The following is a 19,332-nucleotide window of genomic DNA, read 5'->3' as shown; positions in this document are numbered from 1 at the left end:
CGAACGCATAACAAGGGTTTGGCGCTATGGTGGGTTAAGGCTAAAATTTGAAGTTTTGGCTTTCTATTCTGCAAAAGTCAATTACATTGACTTTTTTTCTTAAATTTATTCAATCAATTTACTTTTGCTTACTGTGTTGTTAAATTGAAACTTTTCGCTTCAATTTCCACCACGTGCACCAAGCTAAAAGCAATATTCTACTAAAAAACTATGACCGAAGAATTACTTTCTCTTATTCAAAGATGGATAAACAATGTGCCTACAATCATTTTAGGAAGTGGAGCATCTGTTCCATTTAAAATACCCGGAATGTATGATTTAGGAAAATATATTAAACAAAATTGTGAGTTTACTGAAGAGGCTGATAAAACTGCATTTAATGCATTCGTAGATAAATTTGAAGAAACCGAAGATTTAGAGGTTAGTTTATTAGAAATTAAAGTTACAAGAAATGTTGTAAATACTATTGTTTCAAAAACATGGGAATGTATTAATAATGCAGACCTTGAGGCATATAATAAAATTATAACTTCTGAATATAAATTGCCTTTAAAAGATTTACTCTCGCATTTAATAAAAACATCAGATCACAAAGTTTCTGTTATAACTACAAATTATGATAGAATTGTTGAATATGCAGCAAGTGAGATTAATGGATACATTAACAACACATTCACTCAAAATTATATTGGAAAATCCACAACAAGTATTTCTAGAATATTACCAGCTAATTTACATGGATATTCTGGAATTGTAGAAATTTTAAAAGTTCATGGTTCATTAGATTGGTTTAAATCTGACCAAGATATTAAATATCAATTTCCTTTAAGAAGAACTATTCCTAATGGTTTTATACCTTCAATCGTAACGCCAGGTGTTTCTAAATTTGAGGAGACTCATATGGAACCCTATCGCACAATTTTCTCTAAAGCGGATTTAGTTATAGAATCTTCAAAAAGTTTCTTTTGTGTTGGATATGGATTTAATGATAGTCATTTTCAACCAAAACTAATAGACCAAATAAAAAATGATAAACCTATAATTGTTTTAGCAAGAACTTTGACCGAAAAGACAAAACAATCAATAATAGAAAGTAATTGTAAAAATTACTTTCTTCTAGAAAGAGCTAGTGAAAACCAAACAAAAATATACTCATCAAAATTAAAAGAACCTATTGTAGTAGAGTCAAATATTTGGTCTTTCGATGAATTTATAAATTATGTAATAAAATAACCATGAGCATATTTACTTTTGAAGATAACTCAGATATTGGAACAGTATTTAGTGTAGACACCTCTACAATAATAGTTAAGGTAGCAAATATTGAAAATCTTAGAAAACTTCAAGTCAACCATTTATTAGCTGTTGAAAGTTCTAAAGCTGGGCAATTATTAATTGGTATTATTAATAAAATAACTAGAAAAATTTCAGATGAAGAAGTTTCGTCTGAAGATGGACTGAATATAGCTTTAGTGACTGAAAATATAGCGAAAGTAAACTTGATAGGGACTTTCTTTGATAAAGTTGGGAGTAAGCATAATGTTTTTAAACGTACTCTTGATTCTGTTCCAGAAATTGATGCAAAATGTTTTCAAATTATTGGAGAAAACATAACAAATTTCATGAAAGCAATTACTACAAGTTCAGAAATAAAAACTCCTTTATCGATTGGCAAATATTCGATTGATGAAGAAGCCGAAGCGTTTTTAGATGGTGATAAATTATTTCAACGTCATGCTGTAATTGTCGGAAGTACTGGTTCAGGAAAATCATGGTGTGTTGCTAAGATTATTGAGCAGATAGCAACTTTGCCAATGGCTAACACAATCCTATTTGATATTCATGGAGAATATAGTTCCGAAAATTTTGATGTCGATGGTATTCAAAGATTCAAAATTGCTAATCCATCCGATTTAACTAAAGAAAACAAACTTTCGAATGGTATTCTAATGATTCCATATTGGTTATTAACCTATGAAGAAATGTTAGCAATGCTGTTAGACCGCAGTGATAGTAATGCACCAAATCAAGCAATGATTTTCTCAAAGACTGTATTTGAAGAAAAGTTAGCATTTTTAGATTCAATTGGCGATGAAACATTTAAAGGAAATATTACAATTGACAGTCCAATTCCATATAAAATCTCTGATGTTTTAAAGATTATATCTGAATTAGATACAGAAATGGTTGCTGGTTCACGTGGAGATAAGCAAGGTCCTTATTTTGGGAAATTAACGAGATTTGTACAAAGATTAGATGCTAAAGCACAGGATAAGCGACTTGGTTTCTTGTTTCAAATAACAGATGAAGAAAATCATATTGATTGGATATATGAATTTTGTGAAGCATTAATGCACGGTTCAAAATGTCAAAGTAAAAATTCTGGAGTAAAAATTATTGATTTTTCAGAAGTACCTTCTGATGTACTTCCTTTAGTTATTGGTCTAATTTCTCGATTAATTTTTTCAGTACAACAATGGACTAATAAAGAAAATAGACACCCTATCGCTTTATTTTGTGATGAAGCACATTTATATATTCCAGAACGAACAAATCAAGACTCAGCATCAGAATTAGGTTTGAAAAATTTTGAAAGAATAGCAAAAGAAGGTAGAAAATATGGAGTGAATTTAACTGTGATAAGCCAAAGACCATCAGAAGTTAATAGAACCGTCTTGAGTCAATGTAATAACTTTATTTCTTTGCGTTTATCAAATGCAGACGACCAAGCTGTTATAAAAAAACTACTACCTGATAATCTTGCTGGGTTAACAGATTCTTTACCAATTCTTGATATTGGGGAAGCTCTAGTTGTAGGTGACGCTTCATTATTACCAACACGAATTAATATTTCTGAACCTAAGATAAAACCACAAAGTGCAACAATCAATTTTTGGCAAGAGTGGTCTACAGAAGATGAAAAACAAAGTATAAAAAATGCTGTAATAGGTTTAAGAAATCAATCAAAAATATAAGCACGATCGTCAATACGCGGCTCGTTAGTCAACACCCAACCACAACGTTATCGACAACTATTATCGTATCGAAAAAATAAATGAATGGAAAAAATTAATAATTTACTAAATCAGGTAGCAATTATAAATAAGAAGAATGCAGAGATTTTAGATGCAACTGGCGGTCGGTTTAATATGTTTCGTGTTTGTGGAGTAAATCATTATGAAAATACACATTCAGCAATACTTGCGGAGCTTTTAAACCCATATGGGACACACGGTTTAAAATCCAAATTATTGGAGTGTTTTATTGACACATTAGGAGATTACTTTACCATTGTGAAATTTGATTTTGACAAATCACGGATACATACTGAACACTCAACTGAAGACGGACGAATTGATATTTTGATTGAGGACAATCAAAACAAGGCGATAATTATTGAGAATAAAATTTATGCAAACGACCAACCAGAACAATTAAAAAGGTACAATAGATATGCTCAAACATATAAATGTGGTTATCAAATATTATATCTTACACTTTTAGGAGATAATGCATCAGAACAAAGTGGTGGTGGTATTTCTTATTTGTCAATTTCGTATAAGGAAAATATAATTAATTGGCTTGAAAAATGTGTTGCAATCACCTCTCGTTACCCCACAGTCAGAGAAACTATAATTCAATATATTAATCACTTAAAGCAATTAACCAATCAAGATATGAATATAAAGAACAAAGAAGAGATAACAGAAGTTCTATCAAAAATTGAGAACTTAAGAGCTGCTCAAGCGATTTATCAGAATTATTCTGCGGCTTATAACTACCTTATTGAAAGACATTTTAATCCTAAAATGGAAGACTTTGCAAAACAAAAAGGATTAGAATATCATTATGAACATAGTGAAGAGCAATATGTTAGATTTCACTTAACAAATTCAAATTGGCAAGGAAAATGTTGGATAGGTTTCACTTTTGAAGGTAATCGTTGCCATTATGGACTATGCAACAATCCCAATGTTTACAGAATATCCGAAGAGAATAGAAAAGCACTTCACGAAAACTTAAACAAGCTAAATGTTTTTTCTCGCAAAGAAAGTAATTGGTGGCCATTTTACGCTCATTATACAAATTTATCCCTTGATAATTGGGAAAACGACATTATAAAAAGTGACAACTTTCTTAATGAATGCAAAGACAGAATTGAAAAATTACTAATAGCAATGGAAGGAATAGATTTTTAAAACATTATGGGCGATCGCCTAATAAGGATAATTGTTGCGCAACCTTAATTTTATAGCAAAGCACAAGATATCCGACTTTGTTTAAGACCTTTTAAGCGAGGTCTTTTGTTTTTGAACCTGATGGAAAAGTAAGTTTTTTAAGGCTTCCTATCAACTAAATTGATCTCTAGTTGTGCTTGTTTTATGTAAAAAGGTATGCCTTCCATTAAGGCCATGTTTTTTTTATTTGTTTTAACTGTATTAATAGCAGATGTTTGTTTAGTCATCTTATTTTCAAATGTTTTTCCTTTAGTACTTTCAGAACAGGAGCATCATTTATATTGTCAGGTATAATTGGATCATCATCTTCTGTAATTACAACCTTTTCAAAGTCATGAATTCCAATTTCCCATGCATTTTTTATAGTGAGTTCAGTTTTCAATATTCCAAGTTCAATTATAGGTGTCATTTGAAAGTTAGAATCAATATGCGCTGGAATTAGTACGAATTTTTTGTAAGCATCATATCCCTTTAAAAGATTATTTAGGTTTGTGCTATTTTGAGCTTCCATTCGATGAAAACGAGATGATAAAGAAATAAATTGACCATCCACCATTTTACTTTTATCTACTTTTTTACTAATAAATACTTTATACCAAAATGGATTTTTTTTGTCAACTCCTTTGATAATTACTATGGAAATTTCTTCATTACTATCGACTTTCCCATATTTATCAATCCACTCATTAAATATTTTTTTCCCGTAATCAATATTCTCGAATGATATTATTAAACCAAAAGGAATATTATATGAAGAAAAGTATCCAAATGCTTTCCATTTGGCATTATCCCATAATTCAGAATTAATAATTGTTTCAGCTTTGATTTTTTTATGGGTTAAGTTTTGAAAATTTGGTTTTCCCTTTACTTCTTTTTCCTTTTTTGGTAATTTTTGCAATTCCTTTTGTATAGATATTGGAGATTCTGTTCTTAGTAAATTAAATTCCGATGTATTATTATTTATCCAATCTTGTAAAAAGAATTTAGGATTATTAGTTAATACATTTGTTAGGAAATTATGATGTTCTTGTATAATAGATAATCTTTCGTGAACTTCATCTTTTTCAAAAAGATTGTTTAAAAATTCTTTGGTGTCTTTAATAATATAATTGCCGCCAAGCATTAGAGGAAGTATTTCATCTACAAGATTTTTAAAAATTTTCCCTTTATACATTATTGAATTTTTTAAATGTATTTTGAAATTATTTTTGTTGACAACTTCTAGTTTGAAGTTGTCATCTAATTCCGTGTAATCAATATAAATTTTTATATTTTCAGCTATTGGAAAAACTTCTTCGAATGAAGTTGCTAAAAAAGACTCGAAATAAGCAAGAATATTTTCCGCTAAAATTAGCAATTGTGGATTCTGATTAAATATAACTTTAAGCTGAATTCCAAGAATGTGACTTTCGATATGAACTTCTTGAGAGTTTAAGAAATTTGTTTCATAAGCTATTTGTTCAACAAATGGCTGGTTTGCAAATTTATTATAGTATTCTGGAAAGTTTTCTTTTCTTAATGACGTTTTTGCTTCGTCTAATTCAATCAAATCTTCATTTCCTAATAAATACAAAGAAGCGTCTTCACTCAACCAAAGCTCATTCGTTTTAAAGATATTTGGTAAATACTTTAAATTATCAAATTCATCGAAATTCAGATTCAACAGTCGTATAGACAAACAAGCATCTGTCAAATGTTCGGTTGGTATGCTTTCAAGCTTATTTTCGTTAACTTCTTGTTGAAAATACCTTTGTAAAACCAAATAAAGTTCATACCAACATAATAATACTGGTATCCTACCTATTATTACTTCATTTTTCAGAATATCTTCAACGCTTCTAAGAAATTTAGAATTTAAGTGACCAGTTGTAAACCAATTGTTTGCGAAGATATTGGTAGCAGAAACTAATGCATTGTATGATGCCCAATAAAGGTCTAATTTTGAATAGGCCTCACTTAAAAGCATTAAACAATAGTAAAATTCCGTTTGAGTTTCTTCTTTAGCAAGTTTTCTAGAAGCTTTACCAAAATAGATTAAACTTTCTTTATTTAAATTGTTTTCTAATTTTGCAACACCTCTCTTTAGATATGTTTGTCCTGATGTTAGGTCAGAAATTCTAACAGCTTCAATTTCTGCGATGACATCAATTAAGTTATCATACTCTTTGCTATCAGGTAGTATTTTATTGTAAACCTCTACAAATCCCTTTAATTGTTCAAAAGGGATGTCTAAGTGGCTTTTACTTTGTGTAAAATATCCTTTTAGACTTATTAATTCTTCAGAAACAGATGTTTCATTTTCTAATTTTACTCTGATTTGAAAAAATGCTAAATAAAATTTAGCAAGTAGAGATGTTGACGGTTTATTTTGATTTTGACTGCACTTCGTTAAAAAAGATAACAAATCTTGATCTTCTTTTTCATAATCGACTATAAGTGCATATTTAGCTTCTTCAACATTTGATATTGTTTTAAGAATATTGGATAGATTTAGATAAAATTCAATATTGTTAATGTTTGGTTCTAGGTTTACTAATTCCTTTACACTTAAGAATTCATTGTAAAATAATTTGTATTCGTCGTACCAATTGATTAGTGTCCATCCAAGTTGATAATGAACTCTAATTCTTAATTGAATATTATTGAGTTTGTTTGCAAACTTCAATGCACGTTCAAACTTACCAATTACTTCTGCTTTTGGAAGCTCTAGCATTCTAGAAATTATTGCACTTTCTAGGCAATCTTCGACTAATTGAAAGTCGATTTCAAAAAAACGATTTGGAGAATTAATTTGACTTTCTAATTCTTCTAGTTCTTTAATTCTTTCAGCATCCTTTGATCCAACGTTTTTTTCCTCTAAGTATGTTCTTGAAAGATTTAAGGATTCTATTACTATGTTTAATAATTGATTGCTGTAAACATTTTCTAAAATCCATTCCGCATCCAAGATAATTAATTCTATATCATAATCAATTTTAATTTGGTCTTGAACTGCTTTTTTATTCTTACTAGAAATTTTCTGATTAGTGAAAAAGAATATTTTAGTATAACCTCTATTAGTGTCGATTATTTTTTTCACATCAGATTTTACTTTTGGCTTCCAATCTTTTTTTGCACTTATTGCAAAAGCCCAATTTTCACTTTCATTCCATTTGTTATCACTTATGTACCATCTGTTTGAAATAAAGTTAGATACAGGATAAGTTTCAGAATCAGTTTTTCCATCTCCACCACCAGTTGGTCCAACTTGGGGAATTAAATTTGGAGAAATTAGTTTTTCGGCAAATTTTCTACATAGAGTTTCAAAACTATCATGCTTTTGATTTGTAGAAATTTGGCTTATTTCATAATCTAATTGTTCTCTTGGTAAAATAACTTTTGCAATAATTTTAGAATCAGAGAAGTATTCAGGTCTTAGATTTCTGTAAAATTGTGAAGGTGTCGGAAATTTTCGTTCATTCATTCTGATACGATTGTTGGTTAGTATGTCGCACAACGGGCCACGCATTGGCGATGGTGGCGGATTAGAAAGCCTAAACTTTCAATTTTGCACTAACCTATGCAGCAGCCTTTATTATTTTCTAAATTTATGAAAAAAGGAAATATAAAAGGCTGTTGCGACAAAAAAAGGAGAAACTTTCAATTTCTCCCTTAAATCGCCATTTCGCCAATACGATGGAACTGTTGCACAACCTCAATTTTATAGCAAAACACAAGATATCCGACCTCGTTTAAGCCTTTTTAAGCGAGATTTATTCTATTTTTGATTTAGTTCACATTTAAGCAAGCAAAAGTTAGGCATAGCCCTACTTTTCTTGTTATACGCCCTGTAAAGGGCATTTAAGGTATCCTCCAGGGATACCTTTGTTGTTTTATGTAGCAATTAATTGGCTTTTTAGTATACTTGAGAGTATACCTTTACAAGCAATTTGGACATTGAAGGCCAAATAGCGCCTTTAAGTCTCACTTTGAACAATTTCATATTTCTATGATATAGATTAGTTTAACTGATGCAATGTAGCATCAGGTTTAATACTAATTATTATGGAAATAAATCTAGTAACAAAGGAAGATTTAATCGTCTTCAAAGCAGAAATGTTAGTGGCAATTCAGGAAGCACTAAACAAAGCATCTGAAAATGGTTTAGCTAAAAAACAGTGGTTTCGCAGCGCTGATGTAAGAAAAATGTTAGGGATTTCTCCTGGCACATTACAAACCCTACGTATCAATGGCAAACTGTCCTATCGAAAAATTGGAGGTAGCATATTTTATCACGCCAGTGATATAGAAAAAATGTTGAAGGGAGGTCAGTATGGCTAGTAAAAAGATTTTAAGTAGACAGCTTTTTGAAGAGTTTTCAAAGCGTCTATCAGAAGATACAAGAATATTGCAGTCCCATGTTGCATTAGTATCGGCGCTGTTTTATTACCAGGATAAAAAACAACCATTAGCCGCTTTCCAGGGTAGCCGCAGTAAGTTAATGCGACATTCCCATATTCGATCTACCGCTACCTATCACAAACGACTATCGGATCTGGTGAAATATGGGTACCTGGAGTATACGCCATCGTGGCATCCAACTAGCGCGAGTAGATTCCGCTTTGTGATCGTGGATAAAAAAGGTAGTGATGTCAAGGGTAGATGAAAACAGGAAATCAGTCCGCTTTTCTAGTCAGACAGATGGCAAGCTTGGACGCACGAAACGTGATCTTATTGTACAGATGATAGATTACTTCTACAAAAGCAAGAAAGATCCAGCTGATCTAAACGACGAGTTATTGAAGAAAGAACTATCTAACGGAGTTGGGCGTATTCTAGCCTTTATTCGAAAACAAGAAAGTGATTTGCTCGCTCCTATGTTTAGATTATCAGATGAAGTTTCAAATCTTTTAAAGTTAGATGTAACCTTAACGAATAAGATACTAGAGAATCAGTCCAAGTTAGGAGCAATATCCAATGAACACAAGAATAAACTTATAGATCAAACAAAGCTACTAGAGCAGCTTGTCATTGGATTATCGAGCAAACAACAGCTCAAAAAAGAGTTTCGGAAAATCTTAGCGCATTATATCAGTAATCGATAAACCTTAGGCTGGCATAGCTCTGTGCAAAAGAAAGAAGAGCTCGTACAAGAAGTAAGGTTTGCACTCGACCAGCTGTAAACGAATAAGCTTTAATTGAGCTAATTATGCTTTTACGCTTTTATATACATATGTAAAAGTGTAAAAGCATTTTTATGTAAAAGCAAATAGCTAAATGTATGTACTTAAATATTACATCCTCGGAGGTAGGGAATAATAAAGGTAGTTGTGGCATCTTGGTTCATTACCTTGAAAAGGAAAATAGAGCAACCCCGAAACTTGATGAAAGATGGTTCAATGGAAGTCATCAAGGTATCTTTCCACATGAGGTACGCATGCAAATAGATGCTAATGTTGCAAAACTTTCAAAGGATGATAGTAAATTTTTTTAGTTAATATCAGTCCCAGTCAGAAAGGAATCCAGCATCTCATTAATATTTATGGTGAAGATGGTATTAAAGATGCACTTAAAGCCTATACTGCTAAGATGATGGATGCTTATGCAAAGAATTTTAAAAGAAAGGGAGTCGATGGACAGCAGGATTTACTATGGTTTGGCAAGCTGGAGCAGTTCCGATACTACAGTTATCAAGATAAAGAAGTTAAAAACGGACGTAAACAGCGTGGTGATAAAAAGGAGGGAGATCAGTTTGCAAGGTATATGTATTTTAAATCCCTAAATTAAGTATTTTTTCAATTTTCCCCAAGTATTCCGCTTGATCCCTTTTTTATGCGAATTTTCAAGAAAATGATAAAACCTGTAAAAAGCAAAAAAGCTGCAAATCATTGATTTGCAGCTTTTTGATAACATTTTTCGTAGCCCGTAGGGGAATCGAACCCCTGTTTCAAGAATGAAAATCTTGCGTCCTAACCCCTAGACGAACGGGCCTTATTGCTTTGGTGATGCAAATATAATGTCTAATCGTAATTATCCAAAATATTTTTAGCGCCAAAGCTATAAAGTCCTGTATATGAAAACAATATTTTTATATTAAATCAAAGCCAATATCTGTACGGAAGTATTTACCTGGATAAAATATGCGTCCAGCATCTGCTGTAGCCTGTTGCAAGGCCGTAAAAAGGTCATCCTGCAATGTTGTTACTGCAATAACACGGCCACCATTCGTAACCACCTGTCCATCGATTTCTTTTGTTCCCGCATGGAAAACAATAGATTCTTTAACATTTTCAATGTTCGATATTACCTTCCCATTTTCGTAATCCCCCGGGTACCCACCAGAAACCAACATAACCGTAACGGCAGTTTTCGGAGAAACGGTAAAAGAGCGATCCGCTAAATTACCCTGTGCTACCCCCTCAAGAAGGTCCACTAAATCCGATTCTATACGAGGCAGTACCGATTCCGTTTCAGGGTCACCCATACGAACATTATATTCAATAACAAAAGGTTCACCATCTACATTCATTAAGCCAATAAAGATAAACCCCTTATAAGGAATATTATCCTTTTTAAGACCCTCCACGGTAGGTTTAATAATACGCTCCTCAACCTTAGCAAGGAAAGTTTCATCGGCAAAAGGCACAGGCGATATAGAGCCCATTCCACCCGTATTTAGGCCCGTATCACCCTCACCAATACGTTTATAATCTTTAGCCGAAGGCAGAACCTTATACGACTCGCCATCCGTTAAAACAAAAACCGAAAGCTCAATACCTTTTAAGAACTCCTCGATTACCACCACACGGCTAGCGTCGCCAAATTTTGCATCCGCAATCATAGCCGTAAGCTCCGTCTTGGCATCCTCCAACGTTTCACAGATCAAAACACCCTTACCCGCCGCTAAACCATCAGCCTTCAGTACAATGGGTAATTTCTGTGTCTCCAGGTAAGCCAAGCCATCCGCGAGGTTAGTTTGGTCGAAAGATTTGTACGCCGCTGTAGGCACATTATGGCGGAACATAAACTCCTTAGAGAAGTCTTTGGAACCTTCCAGCTGCGCGCCTAATTGCTGCGGACCAACAACAGCGATATGCTTACAGTCTGCCCGGTTTAAGAAATAATCGTGGATACCTTTTACCAAAGGCTCTTCAGGGCCTACCAAAATAAGGTCCACAGCATGCGCCAAGGCGAAGCTTGCAATAGCATCAAAGTCGGTAACCTTAAGGTCTACATTTTTTCCATATTTCCCTGTTCCAGCATTGCCCGGAGCAATATACAGGTTCGAAAGTTTTGGGCTTTGTGCAATTTTATATGCAAAGGCAGACTCCCTTCCGCCTGATCCAACGATTAGAATGTTCATATTGCAAATATACAATGTGCAGCGTAAAACTTAAATTTTTACCATACGCAATCTATTATTGCTCAATATTTTTTATCTTTCAGCCTAAATTATGATGACATGTCTAAGCAACTACACCCTGTGTTTGCGACTTTATTGTTTTTGTTCGGAATTCAATGCACCATGGCGCAAGATGTACAAGCGCTATTAGCGCATATGGAACAACAAAGCCAACAATACCCACAGGAAAAAATCTATTTACAGCTCGACAAATATGCCTACAGCGCTGGCGAGTCTATATGGTTTAAAACCTATACTACGGTTGGCATAGGCAATCTTTTCTCCAATATAAGCGGTATTGCCTATGTCGACTTAATAGATGCGTCAAAAAAAGTGGTGCATACCATGACTATTCCCTTGGTAATGGGCTTAGGTATGGGCGACATTAAATTAAACGACACCATCACGGAGGGCTCCTATAGATTGCGCGCCTATACCAGCTGGATGCGCAATTTTGACGATACGTACTTCTATGACAGGACCCTACAGATTGCGAATGGGCGTAGTGATAATGTGCTGACAACAACTCGTTTGGAGTCGGTTGATAAGGACAACAACTACCGCATAACACTGCAGAGCCTGGCGGGGGTAGCCCTACAAAAGACGGATGTACGGTATGAGGTAATACAGCAAGGGAAGTCTGTAGAAAGGAAACGTGCAACAACCGATGCATCGGGGCAGCTACTTTTGCCGATTAATAAAAAATATGCCGATGCCTATATTCGTTTACAATTTGAAAATCTGGAAAAACGTATGGTCACCAAGCTGCTGAAGGCCCCAAGCCCTACGTTGCTGAATAGTGTACAGCTATTTCCTGAAGGGGGAAAGCTGTTACAAAATAAAATGAATACTATTGCGGCGAAGATTATCAACCCACAGGGTTTAGGTATTCCGGGGAAAGTGTATTTTATAGCCGGAAAAGATACAGTAACAGTTATTGAAACCAATGCCTTGGGGATGGGTGCCGGATATCTGTTCTTTGATGCTGCTAACCCGCTTACGGCAATAGCTAAGTTTGAAGATGGCACCTCCATGGATGTTCCTATGCCACCGGTGTATAGTAGTGGCTATTCGATGGCGGTAAACAGCCAAAGTGGGACTAAGCTGTTTGCTCAGGTAAGTGTATCCGACGATTTGCTAAGTGATAAAGACCTTTATTTTGTAGTGCACCATTTAGGAACGGTCATACATGTTTCCAAACAAAAGATGAATAAGGCTGAAATGATGTTTACTGTACCCAAAGATGCGCTGCCTACTGGAGTATTAACCCTTAGTGTCGTTGACGACCGGATGCTGCCGGTCATGGAAAGAGCAGTTTTTAATTTCCATGAAGCGTCTTTAGTGCCGGCAACAGTAAATTTAAATAAAGCTACCTATGGCACACGTGAAAAGGTTTCTGTGGATATAAAAGTCGGCAATGCAACCGATAGCTTGCGCATGGGCGCTTTTTCGGCTTCGGTTTTAGATCTGTCTAAGATTCAAGATGCCTCAGCAGATGAGCCCAATATTTTGTCTACACTACTGCTGAGTAATGATATCAGTGGGTATATTGAAACTCCAGGTTTCTATTTTCAGCAGGGAATGGTAAATATCAAAGACTTGGACCTGTTGATGCTTACGCAGGGCTGGCGAAAGTTAGATTGGACTACTTTGGATAAGCCTCATCCACCGAAGTATGCTGTCGAGAAGAACTTAAAAATTTCGGGGTATACCAAAAAATTGGGTCGTACAAAAGCGGAGCCTCATGCCCGTATGCAGCTGGTGTCTACGAAGAATTTTATGGATTTTATGGATACGACCTCCAATGCGGAGGGGTATTTCGAGTTTGATCTTTTGTACCCCGACTCGGTTAAGTTTTTAGTAACAGCAAAGGATAGCGTAAAGGGAAAGAATAATATTGATATTCTTATTAATCCATTGGAGCGTGCTGCTGTGGGCGATAATAGAAATCGTGGCGATGAACGCTGGGATATAAATAGCTTATATATTGATGAGATTCATAATGCGGCGCGTTATTTTTCGGAGTTGGAGAATAAGGGGCTTATGGATAAGGTTATCTCCATTGATGAGGTGGTTGTACGGGCTACACAAAAGAAAAAGATTGCCGAAAACTCGCGAAATCTGAATGGTCCTGGAAATGCAGATCAGGTGCTTACAGCCGAAGAGCTGTCGAGCTGCCCGACCTTAGATATTTGCTTAAATGGCCGCTTGGTGGGGGTAATGTTTCGCAATGGTGTGCCTTATAGCATGCGTGGAGGGGGGCCAATGCAGGTGGTGCTTGATGGCATGTATGTGGAGGCGGATCAGTTGTCTATGATTAATGTGCAGGATATTGAAAGTGTCGAGGTTTTGCGTAATGTCAATTATACGACGGTTTACGGCTCCTACGGCGCCAATGGTGTTATTATCATCACCTCAAAAACGGGGCAGGCATCGATGCATAGCTATGTGCCTAAGGGCATAATAACGGTGGAGCAGCAGGGGATTTATGTTAATAAAGTTTTCTACAAACCGATGTATGATGTAGCTGATGCGGTAAAATTAGCACAAGATTTAAGGACCACCATTCATTGGGAGCCTAGTATTGTGGCCGATAAAGATGGGCATGCAACCTTTGATTTCTTTACTTCGGATGGCACAGGAAAGTATAGCCTCATACTGGAGGGATTGGATCTTAACGGAAGAATTTTAAGAAAGGAAGTTATTATTGATGTTCAACCATAGCGATACCAGCGCTTAACAGCATATGTTCCCTGCTGCGGCATACCAATGGGGCCTGCCGCAGCTGGGCTTTTCCCGACCGGAAGGTCTGTTTATGGGGGTGTTTTTTCTCCGTTCTGGGTAGCGCGCTGTCGTTTCTTTTATACAGGCCTCTTCACCCGGTTTTTATTCTCTATATCCTATCCACCTTCTTTGGGTAGGTTCCTTGTTGTCGTTGTTTGCGGGAAAACACTTTTGAGTACCTGTTATAAATATGTTTTCTGCAGCTATTATCCCTAACCTACAGTATAATTTTCTTATATTGTAGTTCATAAATAAGAAGTTATGGAATTTTTAAAGACAAAAACCGAAGACCATATTTATCATATTCTATTGGATAGAGGGAAATCTAATGCCATGCATAGTGCCGTTATCGATGAACTGATCGAGGCCTTAAATTATGCCGAGTCTGATCCTGCAATTGAAGGTATTGTGCTATCTGGAAAAGAGGCATTTTTCTCCTCGGGTTTGGATTTGATAACGTTATATCAGTACGATGAACTGCAGATGCGCCAATTTTGGCAGCGTTTTATGCAGCTTGTCCTGCAATTGGCATCCTTTCCGAAACCCTCCGTTGCCGCCATTACCGGGCACAGCCCTGCAGGTGGCTGTGTGCTGGCCTTATGTTGCGATTATAGGGTTATGGCAGCGGGTGATTTTATTATCGGGTTAAATGAGGTGCCGGTAGGTATAATTGTTCCGCCGGGAATATTTTCATTGTATAGCTTCTGGATTGGACAGGCGCTGGCTTACCGAAGTCTGCTGGAGGGTAAACTTTTTAAGCCTGAGGAGGCTTTAAAAATAGGTCTTGTAGACGAGATTACGCCTTTCGATCGTATTCAAGGTGCCGCATTACGCCGTATAAAAGTGCTTACGCAATTTGAACGCAATGCCTGGTCGGCCACAAAACTTAACCTGCGGCAGCAGCTTATTCAGGCGCTGGCAGCTACGACCGACGATACCATTGAGCAGGTGCTGAAGCAGTGGTGGAGGCCGGAAACGCGCGCAATTTTAAAGACAATAATTGATAATTTAACAGCTAAAAAGTAGAGATTATGAGTATTCAGGGTGCTTTAAAGGAAAATGCTCTTCAGGGAAAAACTATTGTTGTTACTGGGGGTGGAACAGGTTTAGGGAAAGCTATGGCTTTATATTTTTCGCAGCTGGGGGCCAACCTGGTAATTAGCAGTCGCAAATTGGAGGTTCTGCAACATACCGCAGAAGAAATAGAGCAAAGTACTGGCAATCCGGTATTGGCGGTACGCTGCGATGTGCGCGATATTGAGTCGGTTGAGAATATGCTTAAAAGTAGTGAGGATCGTTTCGGAAGGGTAGATGTGTTGGTAAATAATGCCGCCGGGAATTTTATATCGCCAACAGAGCGTTTGTCGGCCAATGCCTTTGCTACAGTTATCGATATTGTACTGAAGGGTACGGCCAATTGTACGCTTACCTTTGGCAAAAACTGGATCGCCAAGAAACAGACGGCGAATGTGTTGAATATCGTTACAACCTACGCTTTTACGGGCTCGGCATATGTGGTTCCGTCGGCAGTGGCAAAGGGTGGAGTGCTCACCATGACGCGCTCCCTAGCCGTAGAATGGGGGAAGTATGGTATACGGCATAATGCTATTGCTCCGGGGCCTTTCCCTACAAAAGGAGCATGGGATAGGTTGTTTCCGGGGGAGCTCGCAGAAAAATTTGATTTTAAGAATAAAGTTCCGCTAAAAAGAGTAGGAGATCACCAAGAATTGGCTAATTTAGCGGCGTTTCTGGTATCTGATTTTGCCGGCTATATAAATGGCGAGGTGGTAACAATCGATGGTGGCGAATGGTTGCAGGGGGCTGGACAAATGAATGTACTGGAGGAGGTGCCTGCAGCGATGTGGGATTTGATTGAACAGACAATTCGTAAAAACAGTAAATAATACTATGTGTAGATTTTCTTTTCTCAGTTTAGCCGTGCTTTTGATGTTGGTGGGATGTAATACGCCTACAAAGAATAACGAACAAAAACAAAATACTATAGCTCAGGATACTTTATCTGTAAATGATATACAAAAAGTCGATTCTTTGACTACGGTTATTAAAGGATTTGTGAAGGCGTATAGTAGCAAGGATGCTAAAAAAGTGAATTCCTACGTGCATCCCGAATTAGGGCTTACTATAATTTACCGCCCTGGTGTAGCGGATCATTTTACCAAGGTCTCGGGAATAGATTTTGATAAGCCTGTGCCTGAAAATTTTCCATACCCTATTCTTACCAATAGCTATGCTTTGAAGTATGAAAAACTACCGGAGTACGACTGTGGAACAGAGAAGTGGGATAAATTTGGTTTTTTTTGTGATACAACTTCGCATCCGAACCAAGTGTCTACTATTGTAGCCTTTCAGAAAGAATTTAATGAGCAGGTAGTGAGTGCGAAGGAACTGCAGGATATCGAGGCCAATGAGGAGCATAGCTACCGCGTTATTATAACCCTGTCGGACCCCCTGGTGTTTCACGTGCAAAACTTTAATGGAAGGTGGTATATTACCACATTAGATAGAGCCTATGCAGGCTGCGATGCCTAAGGTTATCGCCGTTTTGCGGGTTGTTGTATAGTTAAAAGAATTGAAAATCAACTTAAATAACGATAATTAGAATAATAATAATGAGCCTGATAGATAAAGAAACTCAGTCAAGAATTGATCAGTGGTTAACAGCTGAATATGATGAAGATACGGTGGCTAAAGTTCAAGCACTAGTCGATGCGCATGAAGAAACGGAATTGTTAGACTCCTTTTATAAGGAACTAGAATTTGGTACAGGTGGGTTACGTGGTATTATGGGGGTAGGATCGAATCGTATGAATAAATATACTATCGGAAAGGCTACGCAAGGTTTAGCAAACTACCTGAAAAAGCAGTTTCCAGGGCAGCAGGTTAAGGTTGCGGTATCGTATGATAGCCGCAATAACTCGCAGGCTTTTGGGAAGCTGGTAGCGGATGTTTTTGCAGGTTCGGGAATTCAGGTGTTTTTATTTAAGGAATTGCGCCCGACACCTATGTTGTCGTTTGCGGTGCGCCATTTTGGCTGCCAGGGGGGCGTTATGCTTACGGCATCGCATAACCCTAAGGAGTATAATGGCTTTAAAGCTTATTGGAATGATGGCGGACAATTGGTTGCGCCGCATGATGAAAATGTAATCGCTGAGGTGAATGCTATAGCATCGGTTAAGGACATCCGTTTGGAAGGAAATGAGGCTAATATTACTTGGGTAGACAGTGATTTTGATGCCATCTATATCGACGCCAATAAGGGCTTAAGTATTCACCCGGAAGCGGTGCAGGCACAGAAAGATCTTAAGGTTGTGTTCTCACCGATCCACGGTACTGGCATTACGGTGGTTCCTAAAATATTGGAAACCTGGGGTTTTACAAATGTGCATGTGGTAGAAGAGCAGGCGCGTCCTGATGGGAACTTCCCTACAGTGGTATACCCTAATCCGGAGGAGGAAGAGGCTATGTCTATAGCTATGAAAACTGGACAGCGTTTGGATGCGGATGTTGTTATGGCGACAGACCCTGATGCTGACCGTGTTGGATTGGCGGTGAAAAATAATAAAGGCGAATTTCAGCTGTTAAACGGTAACCAGATTGGTAGCCTTTTGACCTATTATGTATTGTCGTCTAAAAAAGCTAAAGGGGAATTGAAAGACAATGATTTTATTGTGAAAACAATTGTTACCACAAATTTAATCGCAGATATTGGTGCTAGTTTTGGGGTTAAAAGCTATGAAACATTAACCGGATTTAAGTTTATCGGTGAGATTATTACTGCCCTGCAGGGTAAGGAAAATTATCTGGTTGGTGGCGAAGAGAGTTATGGCTTCTTGACGGGTGATTTAGTTCGCGATAAAGATGCTGTAAACTCCTGTGCTTTTATTGCGGAGATGGCAGCATACTTTAAAAATCAAGGCAAAACACTTTTTGAGGTGCTGTTAGATTTATATGCTCAATATGGTTTTTATCAGGAAAAACTGATTTCCTTAACGAAGAAAGGAAAAGCTGGAGCCGACGAAATTAAACAGATGATGGTGGACTTACGTGCTAATGCTCCTCAGGAATTGGGCGGTGTTGCCGTAAAGGAAATACGCGATTATGAAAACCAAATTGCCGTGGATTTGGCTACCGGTAATACGGAGAAAATTAATCTCCCAAAATCGGATGTCCTGCAGTTTATTACTGTAGATGGGGATGTGATCTCGGCACGCCCCTCTGGCACAGAGCCGAAGATTAAGTTTTACTGCTCGGTACGGGAGCTGCTGAAGGATGCTGCAGCCTATGAAACGGTGGCTGTATCGCTGGAGGATAAGGTGAAACGCATGATGGCAGATATTGTAAAAGATTAAACTTTAACTATGCAAACCTGGAAAATCTTAGATTCTAAATACATTATTCAGCGCCCATGGGCCACGTTGCGGGTAGACAAGCTGCAGATGCCTAATGGTAATATTAAAGATGAATATTATGTGTTAGAATACCCGACATGGGTCAACATGGTGGCTGTAACGGAAGAAAATAATATTCTTTTTGTAAGACAGTATAGGCATGGTGCCGAGCAAATTATGGTCGAGTTGCCTGCGGGTGTTGTCGAGGAGGGTGAAGATCCTGAAGAGGGGGCGCGCAGGGAGCTGTTGGAAGAAACGGGTTATGCTTTCGACGATATCAGCTATGTTTGTAAGTTATATGCCAATCCGGCAACGAGTGCAAACTTAACGTACACCTACCTCTTGACGGGAGGGAGGAAGGTGCAGGAGCAGGACTTGGATAGCTCTGAAGATATTGAGGTCGTTGTGATGAGTATAGAAGAGGCTAAAAATTTTCTCTTTGAAAATCAACTGGGACAGGCACTGCATAGTGCGGCACTGTTTTATGCCTTCAAAAAAATGGGACTGCTTTAAACAGTCC

14 protein-coding genes, 1 tRNA gene and 1 pseudogene are annotated in these 19,332 nt (G+C 37.0%); 13 read left to right on the top strand and 3 right to left on the bottom strand.

What is annotated here, in order from left to right; translation table 11 throughout:
• Positions 1–210 precede the first annotated feature (210 nt).
• The 3 genes from ACL9RF_RS09660 (at position 211) to ACL9RF_RS09650 (ending at position 4,199) form a co-directional block, all read left to right on the top strand.
• Positions 211–1,233: an SIR2 family protein gene (locus ACL9RF_RS09660; RefSeq protein WP_422800406.1), complete on the top strand. Its 1,023-nt coding sequence runs from the start codon at positions 211–213 to the stop codon at positions 1,231–1,233.
• A gap of 2 nt (positions 1,234–1,235) precedes the next feature.
• The gene (locus tag ACL9RF_RS09655; RefSeq protein ID WP_422800405.1) at positions 1,236–2,975 is read left to right on the top strand and encodes an ATP-binding protein; all 1,740 of its coding nucleotides are present in this window, start codon (positions 1,236–1,238) and stop codon (positions 2,973–2,975) included.
• An 84-nt stretch (positions 2,976–3,059) separates the two neighbouring features.
• Entirely contained in the window at positions 3,060–4,199 is a 1,140-nt protein-coding gene (locus ACL9RF_RS09650; RefSeq protein WP_422800404.1) for a PD-(D/E)XK nuclease family protein, read from the top strand.
• 262 nt (positions 4,200–4,461) lie between these two features.
• Here ACL9RF_RS09650 and ACL9RF_RS09645 read toward each other — a convergent pair whose 3' ends face one another.
• Positions 4,462–7,701, bottom strand: coding sequence for a hypothetical protein (locus tag ACL9RF_RS09645; RefSeq protein WP_422800403.1), 3,240 nt, complete (start codon positions 7,699–7,701; stop codon positions 4,462–4,464).
• A gap of 581 nt (positions 7,702–8,282) precedes the next feature.
• Between ACL9RF_RS09645 and ACL9RF_RS09640 the strand changes: the two genes are divergently transcribed.
• The 4 genes and pseudogenes from ACL9RF_RS09640 to ACL9RF_RS09625 all read left to right on the top strand — a co-directional run bounded on the left by ACL9RF_RS09640 (position 8,283) and on the right by ACL9RF_RS09625 (position 10,004).
• Positions 8,283–8,558: a helix-turn-helix domain-containing protein gene (locus ACL9RF_RS09640; RefSeq protein ID WP_422800402.1), complete on the top strand. Its 276-nt coding sequence runs from the start codon at positions 8,283–8,285 to the stop codon at positions 8,556–8,558.
• On the top strand, positions 8,551–8,883 hold the full coding sequence (locus ACL9RF_RS09635; RefSeq protein ID WP_422800401.1) for a hypothetical protein: 333 nt from the start codon (positions 8,551–8,553) through the stop codon (positions 8,881–8,883). Before ACL9RF_RS09640 ends, ACL9RF_RS09635 begins: the two co-directional genes overlap by 8 nt.
• Positions 8,867–9,322 (top strand): BfmA/BtgA family mobilization protein, encoded by a 456-nt coding sequence (locus tag ACL9RF_RS09630; protein WP_422800400.1) that lies wholly within the window; start codon positions 8,867–8,869, stop codon positions 9,320–9,322. The genes ACL9RF_RS09635 and ACL9RF_RS09630 overlap by 17 nt, the downstream gene beginning before the upstream one ends.
• A gap of 176 nt (positions 9,323–9,498) precedes the next feature.
• Positions 9,499–10,004 (top strand): annotated as a pseudogene (locus ACL9RF_RS09625) (DUF5712 family protein).
• A gap of 132 nt (positions 10,005–10,136) precedes the next feature.
• On the opposite strand, the gene ACL9RF_RS09620 reads toward ACL9RF_RS09625, so the two are convergent.
• Together ACL9RF_RS09620 and purD are read right to left on the bottom strand one after the other, a co-directional pair.
• A tRNA-Glu gene (locus ACL9RF_RS09620) sits at positions 10,137–10,208 on the bottom strand.
• A 97-nt stretch (positions 10,209–10,305) separates the two neighbouring features.
• Positions 10,306–11,580, bottom strand: a complete 1,275-nt coding sequence (gene purD, locus ACL9RF_RS09615; protein WP_422800399.1) for a phosphoribosylamine--glycine ligase — start codon at positions 11,578–11,580, stop codon at positions 10,306–10,308.
• 99 nt (positions 11,581–11,679) lie between these two features.
• Between purD and ACL9RF_RS09610 the strand changes: the two genes are divergently transcribed.
• The 6 genes from ACL9RF_RS09610 (at position 11,680) to ACL9RF_RS09585 (ending at position 19,325) form a co-directional block, all read left to right on the top strand.
• Positions 11,680–14,343, top strand: a complete 2,664-nt coding sequence (locus tag ACL9RF_RS09610; RefSeq protein ID WP_422800398.1) for a TonB-dependent receptor plug domain-containing protein — start codon at positions 11,680–11,682, stop codon at positions 14,341–14,343.
• A gap of 321 nt (positions 14,344–14,664) precedes the next feature.
• Positions 14,665–15,429 carry an enoyl-CoA hydratase/isomerase family protein gene (locus ACL9RF_RS09605; protein WP_422800397.1) on the top strand — a complete coding sequence of 255 codons (765 nt, stop codon included), beginning with the start codon at positions 14,665–14,667 and terminating at the stop codon, positions 15,427–15,429.
• Between the two features lie 5 nt (positions 15,430–15,434).
• Positions 15,435–16,307, top strand: a complete 873-nt coding sequence (locus ACL9RF_RS09600; protein ID WP_422800396.1) for an SDR family oxidoreductase — start codon at positions 15,435–15,437, stop codon at positions 16,305–16,307.
• 4 nt (positions 16,308–16,311) lie between these two features.
• On the top strand, positions 16,312–16,953 hold the full coding sequence (locus ACL9RF_RS09595; protein WP_422800395.1) for a hypothetical protein: 642 nt from the start codon (positions 16,312–16,314) through the stop codon (positions 16,951–16,953).
• 80 nt (positions 16,954–17,033) lie between these two features.
• Complete coding sequence (locus tag ACL9RF_RS09590) at positions 17,034–18,773, top strand: phospho-sugar mutase (RefSeq protein ID WP_422800394.1); 1,740 nt, start codon at positions 17,034–17,036, stop codon at positions 18,771–18,773.
• Positions 18,774–18,782: 9 nt separating this feature from the next.
• Positions 18,783–19,325: an NUDIX hydrolase gene (locus ACL9RF_RS09585; protein WP_422800393.1), complete on the top strand. Its 543-nt coding sequence runs from the start codon at positions 18,783–18,785 to the stop codon at positions 19,323–19,325.
• The last annotated feature ends 7 nt before the right edge of the window (positions 19,326–19,332 follow it).

The sequence above is a fragment of the Sphingobacterium sp. Mn56C genome (assembly GCF_049319645.1).
In the GTDB taxonomy this organism is placed as follows: domain Bacteria; phylum Bacteroidota; class Bacteroidia; order Sphingobacteriales; family Sphingobacteriaceae; genus Sphingobacterium.
Note: the sequence above shows the minus strand (reverse complement) of the source record. Positions and strands in the feature narration are given on the sequence as shown.